The sequence below is a fragment of the Streptomyces sp. A18 genome, assembly GCF_059026065.1.
In genome coordinates this window covers 1-16,610 of record NZ_JBWLKL010000027.1, presented here as the reverse complement: position 1 = coordinate 16,610, position 16,610 = coordinate 1, and the positions used below count along the sequence as shown (strand labels likewise).

Here is a 16,610-nt window from a genome sequence, read left to right as displayed (position 1 = left end):
CTGAGGGCCCTCTTCGCATCCAACCACGTACGGTCGGACGGCCGCTCATTACCCATGGGTTACCCAGCCGACGGCAAGCTATGACCGCCCCGCGCAAGCACGCGGGCCAGGGCTTCCACAACTTCGGGCTGGTAGTCGCGGCCGGTGCCGAGGCGCAGCCGCTCCAGGGCGTTGAGCGGGCCCCCGGGGCCTTCTCCCCTGGCCATCTCGTCGTACGCGTTGGCGGCCCGCACGATACGGGCGGTGAGGGGCTGATCGCGGTACGGATCCGCCTGCCGCTCCACGACCACGGCGACGTCGCCGTTCACGCCCGTCTGACGCACGACGGCACCGCCGAGGAGCGCGATGCGCCGCTGTTCCGCGTCCGGCAGGGCGGCGGTGGCGCCCGCGGGCACGGGGTCGACGAGGGAGAGCTGCCCGATGTCGTGCATCAGGGCCGCGTACTCCAGGACGGCGAGGTCCGGCTCGGAGAGCCCGAGCTCACGCCCCACGGCCCTGCTGAGCGCGGCCACGCGGCGGGCGTGGCCCTGCGGGGTGTACCCGGCGATCTCGGTGGACCGGGCGAGCGAGGTGATGGTCTGCCGGTAGGTGGTGCGCACGGCGGCGTAGCGCCCGAACGACAGCTGGGTGAGCAGCAGCGGCAGGCTGAAGACGGGCAGCGCCCAGAGCCCCGCCACGGCCACCGCGAGCGCCATGACGGCCCCCGTCGCGCACACGGCGGACCCGATGCCGAGCATGGCCCGCAGCTCGTCGCGCAGGAGCGGTCCGAAGGGCCATCTGGTCCGGGCGTGCGCCATGGCCGCGGCGAGCACGGCGTCGCAGAGGGCGGTCAGGACGAGCAGCGCGACGATGACGACGGCGAAGGCGGGCCCCTGCCCCACCCACTCCTGCAACTTCCCCGCGTTGTAGAGCGGTTGGAAGCAGGCGGCGGCGAACCCGACGGTGAGCACGCGCCGCGTCACGTGGTCCAGGGCGGGCCCCTTGCCGAGCGCCACGTGCGGCACGGCCCCGACGAGCGTGGCGGCGACGACCACGGCGATCACCTGGAACACACCATGGTGCGTGGGCCGCCCCGCGACCTCCCCGAGCAGCGCGTACGCGAGCGCGCCCGCGGCCCCGAGCGGCGCGGGCTCCCGATCGCTCCCCCCGGCCCGCCACCGGGCCAGCTCCCCCACGGCGACGAGTGCCCCGAAGGTGAGCGCGATCCCCCCTTCGACGACGCCGTGCCAGAGGGTCCAGCCGAGGGCGAGGAGCGTGAGGATTCCGGCGGCACCATAGACGCAGACCGCAACTGTTGTGGGGAGGCGTTCCGCACGGCGGAACATGGCGCTCACCGCGCTCCCGCCCCCGGCACGGGATCGGCGGGAACACCGGACGCTCCCGGCCGCGGGGACGGCACAGACGCGACATCCGCGGTCACCGCAGGGTGCCACCCATGCCGTTCCAGCGCCCGCTGCAGGGCGAGGACCATCGCAGGGTCGAACTGCGACCCCGCGCACCGGGACAGCTCGGCCAAGGCGGCAGCCACCGGCCGCCCCCTCCGGTAGGACCTGGTGGATGTCATCGCGTCGAACGCGTCCGCGACCGCCACCACCCGCGCGAACTCCGGAATCTGCCGCCCCACGAGCCCGTACGGATACCCGCTCCCGTCGATCCGCTCGTGGTGGTGCAGGATCGCCGCCCGCGCCTCCCCGAGGAATCCGATCCCGCGCACCATCTCGTGCCCGTACTCGGGATGCAGCTCGATGACCCGCCGCTCCTGAGGTGTCAGCGGGCCGTCCTTGCGCAGCAGCCGGGTCGGTACGCCGAGCTTGCCGACGTCGTGCAGGATTCCGGCGAACCGCAGGCTCTCCACCCTGTCGTCCGTCATCCCCAGCTCCCGCGCGATCATCACGGAGGCCCGCCCCACGCGCTCGCTGTGGCCGCGGGTGTACCGGTCCTTGATGTCGACGGCCTGGACCAGCGCCCGGATCGTGGCCTGGTGGGCGGCGCGCTCTCGGTGGTACTGCGCGAAGACCCAGCAGGAGACCCCCATCGGAAGCAGCACGAGGAGCGCGGCGAGCGGCCCGTACGGACTGCGCCACAGCACCGCCATCATCAGACCGGCGAGGCCGTGCACCGCGACCGGCGCGAACGACCGCAGGAAGAGCCCACGCCACGCGGTCCGCACCGGCACCCGTTCCGCCGTGGCCAGGATGCCGCCGTCCAGGACGGTCAGTACTAGGGCGAAGGCGAGGACGGCCGCTCCCGCGGGCACGAGCGCGTACGGAAAGTCGGGCGCGGCCACCGCGTCACGCCCGCCGAGCGCTCCGTGCGCCCACGCCGCGGCACAGGCGGCCAGGGCCAGTTGAGCCGCGCGCCAGACCCTGCGCACCCACCGGGGGCTTCGCTCGACGCGGGCGAGCAGCGCCCCCGGCACGGCGACGAGCGCCGCGGCGGCGGGCGGCAGCAGGAAGACGGCGGCGAGGAGCACGGGAAAGAAGGTGCCGAGGCCGTTCGGCGGCGCTCCCGCCCGGCGGCCGATGACCCGGCACCGCGAGATCTGCTCGCACCCGGCGTAGAGCGCGGCGAGCAGCGCGAGGGCGCCCCACGGGGTGCGCGAGGTCAGCGCGGGCGCGGCGCAGACGGCGCCGGCCAGGGCTGCGCACAGGATGTAGGCGCGCGCCCATGGAGCGATGGACCGCATGGCACTGTCTCCTCCCCCGTGACCGTCCCCAGGGACCACGTTCCAAGGTCCGGAGAGTAGAACGGCTGCACCCTGCTCTGAGCCCCCCTCGCGGAAATTGGCACGTACGAGTGACAGAAAACAGAGAAGAGCAGGCCGTGACGGACTCCCGTCACGGCCTGCTCACGCTCAACTCCCGGAAGCTCAGGCTTCCTTGGCCCGCAGGCCCTTGGCCGACGCGCCGCCCTCGGCGGTCACCGTCTCCACCGTCACGTCGTGGTCGGGGACGGCCTCGCCGGAGCGGATCAGGTCGATGCGTCCCATGACCTTGGCGCGCAGGTCGGTGGGGACGTCGTCCTGGCCGCAGCAGCGCTTCACCAGCTTCTTGACGGCCTGCTCAAGGCCGTACTTCTCCAGGCACGGGGAGCACTCCTCGAAGTGCGTCTCGAACTTGGTGCAGTCGCTGTCCGGCATCTCGTGGTCCAGGAACTCATAGAGATGGTCCAGGACTTCACTGCAATCCGTCTCGTGCGGCTCTCCGCAGCTCATGAGCCTGAGCCTTTCGCTTCGTTCGACGACTCTGACGCGGCGCCGGCGGGGACGAGACCGCGGTCGCGGGCGTAGTCCTCGAGCATGCCGCGCAGTTGGCGACGGCCGCGGTGCAACCGGGACATCACCGTACCGATGGGTGTCCCCATAATGTCCGCGATCTCCTTGTACGCAAAGCCCTCTACGTCGGCCAGATAGACGGCGATGCGGAATTCCTCGGGGATCGCCTGCAGCGCGGACTTCACGTCCGAGTCCGGCAGGTGATCGAGCGCCTGCGACTCGGCCGAGCGCAGACCGGTGGACATGTGCGACTCGGCACGCGCGAGCTGCCAGTCCTCGATCTCCTCGGCGGCGCTGCGCTGGGGCTCGCGCTGCTTCTTGCGGTACGAGTTGATGAACGTGTTGGTGAGGATGCGGTAAAGCCAGGCCTTGAGGTTGGTGCCCTCACGGAACTGGTGGAACGACGCGTACGCCTTGGCGTAGGTCTCCTGCACCAGGTCCTCCGCGTCCGCCGGGTTGCGCGTCATGCGCAGCGCGGCCGAGTACATCTGGTCGAGGAAGCCAAGGGCGTCCCGCTCGAAGCGGGCCGTGCGCTCCGCCGACGTCTCAGCACTTCCGTCGGGTCGCTCCGCCTGGCCGTGCTCGGCCCCTGCGTCGGTCCCAGTGACCGGACCCACCTCCTCCGAAGACGTGGTGAGACCGAAAGCAGTCCCACTCGAATCGGAGGATAGACGACGATCCGGTCCCGCCGCCGCCCGAATAGGGGCGGTCTTGGGCGCGCTCAGCACCGTCCATTCCAGGTCAGAGGCGCTGGAGCGGGCCGGGCAGATGGTCGAACCCATGCGGCGGACTTCCTCTCGTACGAACAGCGTTTTCCGTCTGTTCCGCACAACAGAGGTCACGTACCCAACATTCCCGCCCACCGGATGACGCCATCCGTGATGCGCGTCATGGCCTCGGCCTCGGTGATGTCCGCGCGTTTGGGCGTCTTGAAGCTGTGATCGCCGAAGGGCACCTCAAGGAGTTCGTACGTGCCCTCGGGGAACTCCGCCGGCTTCCCGAAGGGGTCGTTCCCGCCCTGCACGACCAGCGTCGGCACTCCGGCGCCGAGCAGTTCCTCCGCGCGCGACTTCTCCGGCTTGCCCGGCGGGTGCAGCGGGAAGCTGAGGGCGAGCACGGCGGCGGCGCCCAGCTCGGTGGCCGTGCGGCACGCGACGCGCGCACCGGCGCTGCGGCCGCCCGCGATCACCGGGAGACCGGGCTTGGCCAAGGCGGGCCACAGGCCGCGCCAGCCCACGTCCAGCGTCTTCGGCGCGGGCGCCAGCTTCTTGCCCGCCACCCGCCAGGGCTGCTCCACGAGGGCGACGGTGACGCCGTGCGCGGGCAGCGCAGCCGCGATGGCCCGCAGGTCGCGTGCCTCGATGCCGCCGCCGGCTCCGTGGCTCACGGCGAGCACGAACCGTGCTGCCGCCTTCGGCGCGGGGTGCCAGGTGATGCGTGCGTCACCTGCGTCGGTCGAAACGATCTCGCTCTTGGGCTCACTCTTGGGCTCACTCTTGGTCACGTCAGAAGAGTGTGCCTTCTTCGGGGCCCTCCAGCTCCTTCAGCAGCTCCGGCCCGTTGTTGCGTACGTTGCTGACCGCCGTCGACACCGGGTAGGCCCGCATCAGGCCGTGCGGCGGCGGTTCCAGGAGTGGGCGCAGGTCGTCGACGTCCGTGCGCGACGGGTCGAGCCAGGCGTCCCAGCGGTCCGGCGTGAGCATCAGGGGCATCCGCGGGTGGATGTCGGCCAGCGCGCGCGGGCCTTCCTCCGGTGCGACCGCCAGGGGCGAGGTCTCGGCCTCCGTGGTGATGACCGTGCACGTCACCCACCAGGCGAGGGGGTGCTCGTCCGGCAGCGTCTTGTCGCGCCAGAATTCGTAGAGCCCCGCCATCGCGAAGACCGAGCCGTCGGCGGGCGTCACGAAGTACGGCTGTTTACGGGGGCGCTTCTTCTTGCCCTCGACCTCGAGATCGCGCTCGCCGGGAGCGGTGACCCACTCGTAGTAGCCGTCGGCCGGGATGACGCAACGGCGGGAGGTGAAGGCCCTGCGGTAGGAGGGCTTCTCGTGCACCGTCTCCGCGCGGGCGTTGATCATCCGGGCGCCGCCCTCGGGCGTCTTCGACCAGGACGGCACGAGGCCCCACTTCAGCGTGCGCAGCTGGCGAACCGGGTTGGGGTCTTCCGCGTCTTTCACAGGACGGTCCAGGACCGCGTAGACCTCCTTCGTCGGAGCCACGTTGAAATCGGGGGCGAGCGCCTCTTCCGGCTCCCACTTCTCGATCTCAAAGATTCCTGCGAGATCCTCGGGCCTACGACTCGATGCATACCGTCCGCACATACGTGCCAGACTGCCAGACCCCGTACGACCAGAGGAGCCGGTCCCGACAATGGCCCACGCAATGCAGAGCACCGCGAACGCCAGCCTGACCGACCTCTGGGACCGGGTCTTCGGCACACAGGCCGCCCCCGACGAGTGGCTGGTGATCGCCACCGGCGTCGTCGCCCTCGCCGTCGTCGTCCCGCACGGGATCTGGCGCGTGGCCCGCAACGCCATCACCATCGCGCACGAGGGCGGCCACGGCCTGGTGGCCCTGCTCACCGGGCGCCGCCTCGACGGCATCCGGCTGCACTCCGACACCAGCGGCCTCACCGTCTCCCGCGGCAAGCCCACCGGCGTCGGCATGATCCTCACCGCCGCGTCCGGATACACCGCGCCGCCCCTGCTCGGCCTCGGCGGCGCCGCGCTGCTCGCCGCCGGCCACATCACCGCGTTCCTGTGGGTCGCGACGGCGCTGCTCATCGTGATGCTCGTCATGATCCGGAACGCGTACGGCGCCCTCACGGTGATCGTCACCGGCGGCACCTTCCTGCTCGTCTCCTGGCTGACCAGCTCGCAGGTGCAGGCGGCCTTCGCGTACGTGGTGGTGTGGTTCCTGCTCCTGGGAGGCGTACGTCCCGCCTTCGAGCTGCAGTCCAAGCGCAGGCGCGGCGGCGCGGGCGACTCGGACGCGGATCAGCTGTCCCGGCTCACGCACGTGCCCGCGGGGATGTGGCTCTTCCTCTTCCACGCCGTCTCGCTGTGCTCGCTGATAGGCGGCGGACGCTGGCTGCTCGGCCTCTGAGCAGCCACGACCCCTCACCTGTCTGCCACTAAAGTGGGGGCATGACCGTTAACCCAGCGCACAGCACCCTCTGGCCAGCCCCGCACGCGAGCGGAGCCGTCGCCGCGACGGTCCATGTGCCCGGGTCCAAATCGGTCACCAACCGCGGCCTCGTCCTCGCCGCCCTCGCCGCGGAGCCCGGCTGGCTGCGCCGGCCGCTGCGTTCGCGCGACACCCTCCTGATGGCGGGCGCCCTGCGCGCGCTGGGCGTCGGCATCGAGGAGGGCGTGGGCCCGGACGGTTCCGGTGAGGCCTGGCGGATCATCCCCTCCGGCCTGCACGGCCCCGCCACGCTCGACGTCGGCAACGCCGGCACGGTCATGCGCTTCCTGCCCCCGGTCGCGGCCCTCGCCGACGGCGCGATCCGCTTCGACGGTGACCCCCGTTCGTACGAGCGTCCGCTGGGCGGCGTGATCGACGCCCTGCGCGTGCTCGGCGCCCGTATCGACGACGACAGCCGCGGCGCGCTGCCGCTGACCGTGCACGGCAGCGGTGCCCTGGACGGCGGCCCGGTCGAGATCGACGCCTCCTCGTCATCGCAGTTCGTCAGCGCCCTGCTGCTCTCGGGCGCGCGCTTCAACCAGGGCGTGGAGGTACGTCACACCGGTTCTGCCCTGCCCTCCATGCCGCACATCCGGATGACCGTCGACATGCTCCGCGCGGTCGGCGCCCAGGTGGACACCCCGGAGTCGGGCGGCGAGCCGAACGTGTGGCGGGTCACCCCCGGCGCCCTGCTCGGCCGTGACCTGACCGTCGAGCCCGACCTCTCCAACGCCCAGCCGTTCCTGGCCGCCGCGCTGGTCACCGGCGGCCGCGTGACCGTCCCCGACTGGCCCGCGCACACCACGCAGCCCGGCGACAAGCTGCGGGAGATCTTCACCGAGATGGGCGGTTCCTGCGAACTGACCGGGCAGGGGCTCGTGTTCACGGGCTCCGGCTCGATCCACGGCATCGACGTGGACCTGAGCGAGGTCGGCGAACTCACCCCCGGCATCGCGGCCGTCGCGGCCCTGGCCGACTCCCCCTCGACCCTGCGCGGCGTCGCCCACCTGCGGCTGCACGAGACGGACCGCCTGGCGGCCCTCACCAAGGAGATCAACGAACTCGGCGGCGACGTCACCGAGACCGCCGACGGACTGCACATCCGTCCGCGCCGCCTGCACGGCGGGATCTTCCACACGTACGACGACCACCGCATGGCCACCGCGGGCGCCATCATCGGCCTGGCGGTGGAGGACGTACAGATCGAGAATGTCGCGACGACGGCGAAGACGCTGCCCGACTTCCCCGACCTCTGGACCGGAATGCTCGGGAACTGACGGGCGGATCCAGGACATGCGCCGCTACGGAAAAAACCCCGACGAGGACGACATCCGCGTCCGCCCCAACCGCAAGGGCAACCGCCCGCGCACGCACATCAGGCCCAAGCACGAGGACGCCTCCGACGGCATGGTCCTCACCGTCGACCGGGGCCGCCTGACCGTCCTGGTCGACGACCGGATCGTGATGGCCATGAAGGCCCGCGAACTGGGCCGCAAGGCCGCTGTCGTGGGCGACCGGGTCTCGCTCGTCGGCGATCTCTCCGGCAAGAAGGACACCCTCGCGCGCATCGTGCGCATCGCGCCGCGTACGTCGGTCCTGCGGCGCACGGCGGACGACGACGACCCGTACGAGCGGGTGGTCGTCGCCAACGCCGACCAGCTGGCCATCGTCACCGCCCTCGCCGATCCCGAGCCGCGCACGCGCCTGATCGACCGCTGCATCGTGGCGGCGTACGACGGCGGCCTCACGCCGCTCCTCGTCCTGACCAAGTCCGACCTGGCATCGGCCGACAAGATCCTGGAGACCTACTCCACGCTCGACATGCCCTATGTCGTCACCAGCCGCGAGGAGTTCACCGACGACGCCGAGCTCGCCCGGGTGCACGAGGTGCTCGACGGCAAGGTCACCGCGTTCGTCGGCCACTCCGGAGTGGGCAAGACGACACTGGTCAACGCGCTGGTTCCGCAGGAGCGCCGGCGCAGCACCGGGCACGTCAACGCCGTCACGGGCCGCGGCAGGCACACCACCACGTCGGCGCTCGCGCTCCCCCTCGCGAACTCCGGCGGGTGGGTCGTCGACACGCCCGGCGTGCGGTCCTTCGGCCTGCACCACGTCGATCCGTCCCGCGTCATCCTCGCCTTCCCCGACCTGGTGCCGGGGACGGAGGACTGTCCGCGCGCGTGCAGTCACGACGAGCCGGACTGCGCGCTCGACGCGTGGGTGGAGCAGGGAAACGCGGACCCCGCGCGTCTTTACTCACTGCGGAGGCTGCTCGCGACCCGTGAGCGACGCGAGGACGACTGACCTCGCGATTGTTTGCGCCCGATGCGCAGCGGCAAGGGCATAATCGCACCAAGCCTGAACCAAGCCAGGCGAAGCGGTCACCGAACGTAGAGTCGCGGGAGGCAGATACATGGCGTGGCTGCTGGTCATCGTCGCGGGGTTCCTGGAGACCGGTTTCGCGGTCTGCCTCAAGCTCTCGCACGGCTTCACCCGACTCTGGCCGACGATCACCTTCGCGGCCTTCGCCCTCGGCAGCTTCGGCCTGCTGACCCTCGCGCTGCGGAAGCTCGACGTGGGTCCCGCGTACGCGGTCTGGACGGGCATCGGCGCCGCGGGCACCGCAATCTACGGAATGATCTTCCTCGGTGACATGGTCTCCACGCTCAAGCTGGTGTCGATCTCGCTGGTGATCGTCGGCGTCATCGGCCTGCAGCTCTCGGGCTCGGCCCACTGAGCGACCGCAGACCTCACGCACTGATCCAGCGCCCGAGGACGCCGCGCACCAGTTCCACCGGATCCTCCCCCGCGGGTGACGGCGCGACGACGTACGACAGCGCCATCCGCACCGCGCTCTCACAGGCCATGGCCAGCTCGTCCGTGTCCTTCGGCCGCGCCCTGCCGTTCAGCGCGTGCACCGCCTTGTCCCGGACGATGGCGAGCAGTTCGGCGGGCGACGGGACGCCCGCGTCCGCGCGCCGCTGTGCCGGTACGGGCGACGCGGAGACCCCGGACCTGCTCGGCGCGGGCAGGCGTTCGCTCCAGCAGCCGGTGAGCATGGCCCGCGTGAGTTCGTTCCCGCGGGCGGCCGCGATGGTCCACGCGCTCACGGCGACGAGCCGGTCCACCGGGCCTCCCTCCACCGCAAGCGCGCGCTCCACACCCCGCAGATACGCGTCGGACTCACGCCGGAGCAGGGCGCGCGCGAGGCCGTCCTTGCTGCCGAACTCGTTGTAGAGGGTCTGCCGGGACACCCCGGCGGTGGCCGCGACGTCGACCATGCGGACGCCCGCCCATGGTCGGCGGGCGAGCGCCGTGCCTGCCGCGTCCAGTAGGGATTCCCGTGCTGCAGGCATCGTCGCCTCCCGGGGCCGCAGCGGCTCTGCGGCCAGAGTTGACGTGCCCGGGGGCGGTGTCAATAGCCCCGGCGCGACCTCGCGCGGTATACGTCATGTCCCGGAATGGCCCGGACATACGGCGCTGTAGCTCAGCCACAACGAGATCGATACTGTTCACTCATGCCCGACTACCACGATGATCTGCGTCTTGCCCACGTCCTCGCGGACGCCGCCGACGCCGCGACGATGGACCGGTTCAAGGCCCTCGACCTCAAGGTCGAGACCAAGCCGGACATGACGCCGGTGAGCGAGGCGGACAAAACGGCCGAGGAGTTGATCCGCTCGAACCTGAAGCGGGGCCGGCCGCGCGACGCGATCCTCGGGGAGGAGTACGGCGTCGAGGGCACGGGCCCCCGCCGCTGGGTGATCGACCCGATCGACGGCACCAAGAACTACGTACGCGGTGTGCCGGTCTGGGCCACGCTGATCTCCCTGATGGAGGCCGGCGAGGGCGGCTTCCAGCCGGTGGTGGGTGTCGTGTCGGCGCCCGCGCTCGGCCGGCGCTGGTGGGCGGCGAAGGGCGGCGGCGCGTACACCGGGCGCAGCCTGACCTCCGCGTCCCGGCTCAGGGCCTCCAAGGTCTCGCGGCTCCAGGACGCGTCCTTCGCGTACTCCTCGCTCTCGGGCTGGGAGGAGCAGGGCCGCCTCGACGGGTTCATGGACCTCACGCGGGCGGTCTGGCGCACCCGTGGGTACGGCGACTTCTGGCCGTACATGATGGTCGCCGAGGGCTCGATCGACATCTGCGCGGAGCCCGAGCTCTCGCTCTGGGACATGGCGGCGACCGCGATCATCGTGACCGAGGCGGGCGGCACCTTCACCGGCCTCGACGGCGCTCCGGGCCCGCACAGCGGCAACGCGGCGGCGTCGAACGGCCTGCTCCACGACGAACTGCTCGGCTATCTCAACCAGCGCTACTGAGGCGCACCTCTCTCGCGCGCACGCCTTGAACTGGCGGCACGCGCCCTCTTGTTGACGGCCCGCATGGCTGCGACTCTGAGAGTCCCCCCACTTGTGAACTTGTGAATCGCTTCTCTTGCGGTCCACTCAGGAGGTGGCTCAAGCCCATGCTCGTCCGCGACGCCATGAGCACGATGGTCCTCACCATCGGCCCCGCCCACACACTGCGCCAGGCGGCCCGGCTGATGTCGACGCGCCGCGTCGGCGCGGCCGTCGTCCTCGACGCCGACAACTCCGGTCTGGGAATCCTGACCGAGCGCGACGTCCTCATCTCACTGGGACTCGGCCAGAACCCCGACACCGAGACCGCCGGCACGCACACCACGACCGATGTCGTCTTCGCAGCACCCTCATGGACCTTGGAGGAGGCGGCCGAGGCCATGACGCACGGCGGCTTCCGGCATCTGATCGTGATGGACGGGAACGAACCGACCGGCATCGTCTCCGTCCGCGACATCATCCGCTGCTGGGCCCCGAGCAAGCGCCGCGCGGGGATCCTCACGGCCTGACCCTCTGATCACCCGGAAACGGCCCGCGGGCCGGACCCCCGAGGGGATCCGGCCCGCAGTTTCTCCCTACGACAAACGGTCTCAGCCGCGCAGGGCCTGGACCGCGGCCTCGAGACGCTTGCCGAAGTCACCGTCCGCCTGACGGAAGTTGTTGATCGCGCGCTCGGCGATGTCGTCGCGCGAGACGCCCGCGATGTTGCCCGCGAGGTTCTCGATCAGACGGGACTTCTCGTCCTCGGACATCTTGCGGTAGAGGTTCCCCGCCTGCACGAAGTTGTTGTCCTCGGCGTGCGCGGGCGCCTCGTGGTTGCCCGTGCCGCCGGTGACCGGAGTGGTCACCCAGAGCGGCCGGTCCGTCTGGAACGGGCCGCCGAAGGAGTTCGGCTCGTAGTTCTTCGCGCCCTTGTGGCGGCCGTCGTACAGCGCGCCGTCACGGGAGTTGGTGCGCGCCTCGGTGGCGTGCGGGCGGTTCACCGGCAGGTGGTCGGCGTTGATGCCGACGCGGTAGCGGTGGGCGTCGCCGTACGCGAAGAGGCGGCCCTGGAGCATCTTGTCCGGGGACGGGCCGATGCCGGGAACGAAGTGCGCGGGCGAGAAGATGCTCTGCTCGACCTCGGCGAAGATGTTCTCCGGGTTGCGGTTGAGCTCCAGCTTGCCGATCTCGATCGGCGGGTAGTCCTCGTGCGGCCACACCTTGGTGAGGTCGAACGGGTTGAAGCGGTACGTCGCCGCCTCGGCCGCCGGCATGATCTGCACCTGCACGGTCCAGGACGGGAAGTCGCCGCGCTCGATGGCTTCGCGCAGGTCGCGCTGGTGGGAGTCGGGGTCCTCGCCCGCGAGCTTCGCCGCGTCGGCCGCCGTCAGGTTCTCGATGCCCTGGTCGGTCTTGAAGTGGTACTTGACCCAGAAGACCTCGCCGGCCTCGTTGTTCCACTGGTACGTGTGCGAGCCGTACCCGTTCATGTGGCGCAGCGTCGCCGGGATGCCGCGGTCACCGAAGAGCCAGGTGACCTGGTGGGTCGACTCGGGGCTCAGGCCCCAGAAGTCCCACACGTTGTCGGCTTCCTGCGAGCCCGTGTACGGGTCGCGCTTCTGCGTGTGGATGAAGTCGGGGAACTTGATGGCGTCCTTGATGAAGAACACGGGGGTGTTGTTCCCGACCAGGTCGTAGTTCCCCTCCTCCGTGTAGAACTTCAGCGCGAAGCCACGGGGGTCACGCACGGCGTCGGCGGAGCCGAGGTTGCCGGCGACGGTGGAGAACCGGAGGAAGGTCTCGGTCTGCTTGCCGACCTCGGAGAGGAACTTCGCACGCGTCCACTGCGAGACGTCATGGGTGAGCGTGAAGGTGCCGTACGCACCGGCGCCGCGGGCGTGGACGATGCGCTCCGGGATGCGCTCGCGGTTGAAGTGCGCGAGCTTCTCGAGCAGCGCCTGGTCCTGGACGAGCACCGGACCGCCGACACCAGCGGTCTCGCTGTTCTGATTGTCGGCGACCGGCGCGCCGGCCTCCGTGGTGAGCGGTCCCTGCGTCACGTGCGCCTCCTGCGTCATTTCCTGCAAGTCCTGTCCTTGGGTTTCGCTGAACCGATCCTACGATGGACTTTGTCTAAGTCAAGTAAACATCCAAAGTCACACCTCGTCGGGAGTTAGGCTCCTCGCCTGTTAGGCTGGTTCACATGAGCGACCTGTTGGAACGACTGCGCGGACGCGGCTGGCGCATGACCGCGCAGCGGCGCGTCGTGGCCGAGGTCCTCGACGGGGACCACGTACACCTGACCGCGGACGAGGTGCACTGCCGCGCCGTGGACAAGCTGCCCGAGATCTCCCGGGCGACCGTCTACAACACGCTGGGCGAACTGGTGTCCCTCGGCGAGATCCTCGAGGTCTCGACGGACCGCAGGGCCAAGCGGTACGACCCGAACGCCCACCGCCCCCACCAGCACCTGGTGTGCGCGCAGTGCGGCACGATCCGCGACGTCCACCCCACGGGCAACCCCCTCAGCAGCCTCCCCGACTCGGAACGCTTCGGCTTCACGATCGAGGGCGCGGACATCACATACCGGGGCACGTGCCCGAACTGCGCGGGAGCGTAGCTCCGGTCCGCTCGGTTTGTGGGCAGGCGTTCCGCAGGGCGATCGGGGCATCCCCTGCTCGAGCGAAGCCGAGAGCTCGGGGAAGGGTGGGCACAAACCACCCACGGTCAGCAGACGGCAGCGAATCTCAGCCAGGACAGGCCTCTTCCGGAATCTGACGGTGCGTCATATGGTCGGCGGCGCCCATATCCGCCTGCCCTCCGCAAGGAGACCCCGTGGGAGATCCGCACCCGAAACTAGAAGCCCACGCAGTAACGAGAACGTTCGGCCGAGGCTCCAGGGCGGTAGAAGCCCTGGGCCCGGTCGACCTCACCATCGCCCCAGGCGAATTCACCTGCATAGTCGGCCCTTCTGGCTGCGGAAAATCAACCCTGCTCCGCATAGCCGCAGGCCTCCTCCGCCCCAGCAGGGGCGAACTACACATCCGCACAGCCGCACAGCGCCCCGCCGCGATGATCTTCCAGGACTACGGCATCTACGACTGGAAGACCGTCCAGGCCAACGTCCGCTTCGGCCTCGACATCCAGAAGGTCCCCCGCAGAGAGGCGGACGCCAGGGCCACGGACTGGCTCACCCGCCTCGGCCTTGCGGACTTCGCCGACGCCTACCCCGCCACCCTCTCCGGCGGCATGCGCCAACGCGTCGCGATCGCCCGCGCCCTGGCCGTGGAGCCCGAAATCCTCCTGATGGACGAGCCGTTCGCGGCCCTGGACGCCCAGCTCCGCACGATCCTCCAGGACGAGCTCCTCGACCTCACCCAGACCACCCGCACCACCACCCTCTTCATCACCCACAGCCTCGAAGAAGCGATCGTCCTCGGCGACCGCGTCCTGGTCATGTCCGCGAGGCCGGGCCGCATCATCGCCGAACACCGCCCGCCGTTCCCGAGGCCTCGCACCGGAGACGTACGCGCGACTCCTGAATTCACCGCCCTCAAGGGCGAGTTGTGGGATCTGCTGCGCGGCGAAGTGGTCCGCAAGGACGAGGCGGTCCCGGCGTGACGACGACCACCTCACCCAAAGCGCCCGAAGAACCCCAGGCCGGCGTACTCGTCCGCAAGCCCGGCCCCCAGGAGCTCCACCCCACCCGCACCCACCGCAGGCGCCGCACGCTGGAGATCGGCCTCGCCGTCGCCGTCCCCCTGGCCCTGATCCTCCTGTGGCAACTGGCCGCCACCCAGGCCTGGATCGACGACCGCGTCTACCCCGCACCCCAGACCATCCTTGAGGACGGCTGGGAACGCGCGGCGGACGGCGACCTGTGGCCCGACGTCTGGGCCACGCTCAAACGCGTCCTCGCCGGCTACGCGATCGGCACGGTCACCGGCTATGCCCTCGGCCTCCTCATGGGCTCACTCTCCCTCGTACGCGCGGCGCTCGAACCGCTCCTGGACGCGCTGTACGTCGTACCGAAGCTGGCCCTGCTGCCCGTCTTCCTGAACATGTTCGGCCTCGGGGAAGGCCCGCAGATCGCGCTCGTGGCGGCCACCGTCTTCTTCTTCGTCTGGATCTCGACGATGGCTGCGGTGCTCGCGGTGCCCTCCGGCCATCGCGACGCGGGACAGGTCTTCGGCGCGTCACCGTGGCAGATGTTCCGCCATGTCCTGCTGCCCGCGTCGCTGCCCGCCGTGCTCGTCGGCGCGCGGATCGCGGCGGGCGTCGCGGTCCTGGTGATCGTCGCGTCGGAGCAGATCGCGGCCTCGAACGGCCTGGGTCACCTGATCTTCGACTCCCGGGCGCTGTTCCAGAACGACGTGATGTTCGTCGGCATCGTCTGCGTCGCCGTACTCGGTGTCGTCTTCTCCGAACTGGTGCGGATCGCGGGCCGGTTCCTCACTCCCTGGGCGCCGCGCGACCGCGGCAGAAGCCAGTCATGAACCATTCGTACGCGTACGGAGGCTCCATGCACACCCGCACCCGACGTCGGATCTCCGCCCTCACGCTGCTCCTGGCGGGCTCGCTGCTCGCCTCAGTGGGCTGCGCGAAGGAGGACGACACCACGGACTCGGCGGCGGCCTCGAAGCCCCGCACCATCAAGACGGTCGCAGGCTGCGGCAAGGGCAGCTGGACCGACCCGGCCGACCTCTCCAAGGACCGCGCGCCCGCCCGCTGCGACAAGGGCGCCCCGGCCCCGCGCCCGCTGCCCAAGGAGCGCAGCCTCACCATCGCGACCGGCACCCTGAGCGCCGAGTACGTCGCGCCCCTCCAAATGGCCGTTCAGAAAGGCGAGTTCAAGAAGGAGGGCCTGGACGTCCACCTCAAGGTGCTCCCCACCCCCGACGCCCTCCCGCTCCTCGCCAAGGGAGACATCGACGCCCAGTGGGCCGCCCCCGAGGCCGCCGTCATGAACGGCATCACCGGTGGCTTCACCATCAAGTGGGCGGCAGGGAACTTCTCGCCCGACCCGAAGTCCAAGAGCGGCCTGTGGGTGAAGCTGAAGAAGGGCGAGAGCGCGGACCACGTCCCGATGGCGGGCCGCAAGCTCGGCACCATGATCGGCAAGGGCTCGGTCATCTCGTACCCCATGGGCAAGACCCTGAAGAAGCACGGCGGCGGCCTCGACAAGATCCAGTTCCAGCAGCTGGGCTCGGCGGACGTCCTGACCGCCCTCCAGAACGGCGGCACCGACTCCGCCTGGCTCCTCGACCCGGTCTGGCGCAAGGTCGACGGCGACAAGCAGTACGCGTTCCTCGGCGGCCAGCCCCAGGGCGAACCGCTCGGGGGCCTCCTGTTCGGCCCCAACCTCCTGACGAAGGAGCCGGACGCGGGCGTCGCGCTGCTGCGCGCGTACGTCAGGACGGTGAACACGTACTTCGCCGGTGACTACAAGGCGGACAAGGCCTTCGTGGCCGAACTCGCGAAGCTCCTGAAGACCGACGAGGCGGTCCTGGAGTCGACTCCGTCGCTGCGCATGGACTGGGAGATCCGGTCCGGCACGACGGACCGCCTCCAGGCCGCGTACGAGACGGCGGGCGTCGCCGAGGGCGACAGAGTCCCGGAGGAGAAGGCGGTGGACCGCAGGCTGTACGAGGAGGCGGTGGGCCACAAGCCGTCTTGATCAACCGCCCCGGACACACCAGAGGCCGGGAAGCTTATTGCTTCCCGGCCTCTGGCCTTTAGTAGCGGGGACAGGATTTGAACCTGCGACCTCTGGGTTATGAGCCCAGCGAGCTACCGAGCTGCTCCACCCC

General features: G+C 70.4%; 18 protein-coding genes. 10 read left to right on the top strand and 8 right to left on the bottom strand.

Features of this window, described 5'->3' with window-relative positions:
* Positions 1 to 59: 59 nt before the first annotated feature.
* From AC5P1C_RS30950 to AC5P1C_RS30925, 6 genes are all read right to left on the bottom strand, one after another.
* Positions 60 to 1,325: an HD-GYP domain-containing protein gene (locus AC5P1C_RS30950; protein ID WP_493869333.1), complete on the bottom strand. Its 1,266-nt coding sequence runs from the start codon at positions 1,323 to 1,325 to the stop codon at positions 60 to 62.
* Positions 1,326 to 1,330: 5 nt separating this feature from the next.
* On the bottom strand, positions 1,331 to 2,686 hold the full coding sequence (locus AC5P1C_RS30945; RefSeq protein ID WP_493869252.1) for an HD-GYP domain-containing protein: 1,356 nt from the start codon (positions 2,684 to 2,686) through the stop codon (positions 1,331 to 1,333).
* Positions 2,687 to 2,869: 183 nt separating this feature from the next.
* Entirely contained in the window at positions 2,870 to 3,214 is a 345-nt protein-coding gene (gene rsrA, locus AC5P1C_RS30940) for a mycothiol system anti-sigma-R factor (protein WP_493869251.1), read from the bottom strand.
* Positions 3,211 to 3,891, bottom strand: coding sequence for a sigma-70 family RNA polymerase sigma factor (locus tag AC5P1C_RS30935; protein WP_453531782.1), 681 nt, complete (start codon positions 3,889 to 3,891; stop codon positions 3,211 to 3,213). Before AC5P1C_RS30935 ends, rsrA begins: the two co-directional genes overlap by 4 nt.
* A 221-nt stretch (positions 3,892 to 4,112) precedes the next feature.
* Positions 4,113 to 4,778: an alpha/beta hydrolase family protein gene (locus AC5P1C_RS30930; RefSeq protein WP_493869250.1), complete on the bottom strand. Its 666-nt coding sequence runs from the start codon at positions 4,776 to 4,778 to the stop codon at positions 4,113 to 4,115.
* A 1-nt stretch (position 4,779) separates the two neighbouring features.
* Positions 4,780 to 5,595 carry an SOS response-associated peptidase gene (locus AC5P1C_RS30925; RefSeq protein WP_493869249.1) on the bottom strand — a complete coding sequence of 272 codons (816 nt, stop codon included), beginning with the start codon at positions 5,593 to 5,595 and terminating at the stop codon, positions 4,780 to 4,782.
* A 61-nt stretch (positions 5,596 to 5,656) separates the two neighbouring features.
* On the opposite strand from AC5P1C_RS30925, the gene AC5P1C_RS30920 reads away from it, so the two are divergent.
* The 4 genes from AC5P1C_RS30920 to AC5P1C_RS30905 all read left to right on the top strand — a co-directional run bounded on the left by AC5P1C_RS30920 (position 5,657) and on the right by AC5P1C_RS30905 (position 9,197).
* Positions 5,657 to 6,379: a M50 family metallopeptidase gene (locus AC5P1C_RS30920; RefSeq protein WP_493869332.1), complete on the top strand. Its 723-nt coding sequence runs from the start codon at positions 5,657 to 5,659 to the stop codon at positions 6,377 to 6,379.
* 41 nt (positions 6,380 to 6,420) lie between these two features.
* Positions 6,421 to 7,737: a 3-phosphoshikimate 1-carboxyvinyltransferase gene (aroA, locus tag AC5P1C_RS30915; protein WP_493869248.1), complete on the top strand. Its 1,317-nt coding sequence runs from the start codon at positions 6,421 to 6,423 to the stop codon at positions 7,735 to 7,737.
* A 16-nt stretch (positions 7,738 to 7,753) separates the two neighbouring features.
* Entirely contained in the window at positions 7,754 to 8,764 is a 1,011-nt protein-coding gene (gene rsgA / locus AC5P1C_RS30910) for a ribosome small subunit-dependent GTPase A (RefSeq protein ID WP_493869247.1), read from the top strand.
* 109 nt (positions 8,765 to 8,873) lie between these two features.
* The gene (locus AC5P1C_RS30905) at positions 8,874 to 9,197 is read left to right on the top strand and encodes a DMT family transporter (RefSeq protein WP_493869246.1); all 324 of its coding nucleotides are present in this window, start codon (positions 8,874 to 8,876) and stop codon (positions 9,195 to 9,197) included.
* A gap of 13 nt (positions 9,198 to 9,210) precedes the next feature.
* On the opposite strand, the gene AC5P1C_RS30900 is transcribed toward AC5P1C_RS30905, so the two are convergent.
* Complete coding sequence (locus tag AC5P1C_RS30900; RefSeq protein ID WP_493869245.1) at positions 9,211 to 9,816, bottom strand: TetR/AcrR family transcriptional regulator; 606 nt, start codon at positions 9,814 to 9,816, stop codon at positions 9,211 to 9,213.
* 162 nt (positions 9,817 to 9,978) lie between these two features.
* Between AC5P1C_RS30900 and hisN the strand changes: the two genes are divergently transcribed.
* Both hisN and AC5P1C_RS30890 read left to right on the top strand, forming a co-directional pair.
* Positions 9,979 to 10,779: a histidinol-phosphatase gene (gene hisN / locus AC5P1C_RS30895; RefSeq protein ID WP_493869244.1), complete on the top strand. Its 801-nt coding sequence runs from the start codon at positions 9,979 to 9,981 to the stop codon at positions 10,777 to 10,779.
* A gap of 146 nt (positions 10,780 to 10,925) precedes the next feature.
* Positions 10,926 to 11,327 (top strand): CBS domain-containing protein, encoded by a 402-nt coding sequence (locus AC5P1C_RS30890; RefSeq protein ID WP_493869243.1) that lies wholly within the window; start codon positions 10,926 to 10,928, stop codon positions 11,325 to 11,327.
* An 81-nt stretch (positions 11,328 to 11,408) separates the two neighbouring features.
* Here the strand turns inward: AC5P1C_RS30890 and AC5P1C_RS30885 are convergent, their stop codons facing one another.
* A complete protein-coding gene (locus AC5P1C_RS30885) occupies positions 11,409 to 12,878 on the bottom strand; it encodes a catalase (protein WP_493869331.1) in 1,470 nt (489 codons plus the stop codon).
* 125 nt (positions 12,879 to 13,003) lie between these two features.
* Here AC5P1C_RS30885 and AC5P1C_RS30880 point away from each other — a divergent pair, with 125 nt between their 5' ends.
* The 4 genes from AC5P1C_RS30880 to AC5P1C_RS30865 all read left to right on the top strand — a co-directional run bounded on the left by AC5P1C_RS30880 (position 13,004) and on the right by AC5P1C_RS30865 (position 16,477).
* On the top strand, positions 13,004 to 13,420 hold the full coding sequence (locus AC5P1C_RS30880) for a Fur family transcriptional regulator (RefSeq protein ID WP_493869242.1): 417 nt from the start codon (positions 13,004 to 13,006) through the stop codon (positions 13,418 to 13,420).
* A 215-nt stretch (positions 13,421 to 13,635) separates the two neighbouring features.
* Positions 13,636 to 14,421: an ABC transporter ATP-binding protein gene (locus AC5P1C_RS30875; protein ID WP_493869241.1), complete on the top strand. Its 786-nt coding sequence runs from the start codon at positions 13,636 to 13,638 to the stop codon at positions 14,419 to 14,421.
* Entirely contained in the window at positions 14,418 to 15,296 is an 879-nt protein-coding gene (locus tag AC5P1C_RS30870; protein WP_493869240.1) for an ABC transporter permease, read from the top strand. Before AC5P1C_RS30875 ends, AC5P1C_RS30870 begins: the two co-directional genes overlap by 4 nt.
* Positions 15,297 to 15,322: 26 nt before the next feature.
* A complete protein-coding gene (locus tag AC5P1C_RS30865) occupies positions 15,323 to 16,477 on the top strand; it encodes an ABC transporter substrate-binding protein (RefSeq protein ID WP_493869330.1) in 1,155 nt (384 codons plus the stop codon).
* The last annotated feature ends 133 nt before the right edge of the window (positions 16,478 to 16,610 follow it).

Excerpts from the sequence above, each read along its gene's own strand:
- AC5P1C_RS30950 (WP_493869333.1), bottom strand. The coding sequence starts at position 1,325 with ATGTTCCGCCGTGCGGAACGCCTCCCCACAACAGTTGCGGTCTGCGTC.
- AC5P1C_RS30945 (WP_493869252.1), bottom strand. The coding sequence starts at position 2,686 with ATGCGGTCCATCGCTCCATGGGCGCGCGCCTACATCCTGTGCGCAGCC.
- rsrA (WP_493869251.1), bottom strand. The coding sequence starts at position 3,214 with ATGAGCTGCGGAGAGCCGCACGAGACGGATTGCAGTGAAGTCCTGGAC.
- AC5P1C_RS30925 (WP_493869249.1), bottom strand. The coding sequence starts at position 5,595 with ATGTGCGGACGGTATGCATCGAGTCGTAGGCCCGAGGATCTCGCAGGA.
- AC5P1C_RS30920 (WP_493869332.1), top strand. The coding sequence starts at position 5,657 with ATGCAGAGCACCGCGAACGCCAGCCTGACCGACCTCTGGGACCGGGTC.
- aroA (WP_493869248.1), top strand. The coding sequence starts at position 6,421 with ATGACCGTTAACCCAGCGCACAGCACCCTCTGGCCAGCCCCGCACGCG.
- rsgA (WP_493869247.1), top strand. The coding sequence starts at position 7,754 with ATGCGCCGCTACGGAAAAAACCCCGACGAGGACGACATCCGCGTCCGC.
- AC5P1C_RS30905 (WP_493869246.1), top strand. The coding sequence starts at position 8,874 with ATGGCGTGGCTGCTGGTCATCGTCGCGGGGTTCCTGGAGACCGGTTTC.
- AC5P1C_RS30900 (WP_493869245.1), bottom strand. The coding sequence starts at position 9,816 with ATGCCTGCAGCACGGGAATCCCTACTGGACGCGGCAGGCACGGCGCTC.
- hisN (WP_493869244.1), top strand. The coding sequence starts at position 9,979 with ATGCCCGACTACCACGATGATCTGCGTCTTGCCCACGTCCTCGCGGAC.
- AC5P1C_RS30890 (WP_493869243.1), top strand. The coding sequence starts at position 10,926 with ATGCTCGTCCGCGACGCCATGAGCACGATGGTCCTCACCATCGGCCCC.
- AC5P1C_RS30885 (WP_493869331.1), bottom strand. The coding sequence starts at position 12,878 with ATGACGCAGGAGGCGCACGTGACGCAGGGACCGCTCACCACGGAGGCC.
- AC5P1C_RS30880 (WP_493869242.1), top strand. The coding sequence starts at position 13,004 with ATGAGCGACCTGTTGGAACGACTGCGCGGACGCGGCTGGCGCATGACC.
- AC5P1C_RS30865 (WP_493869330.1), top strand. The coding sequence starts at position 15,323 with ATGCACACCCGCACCCGACGTCGGATCTCCGCCCTCACGCTGCTCCTG.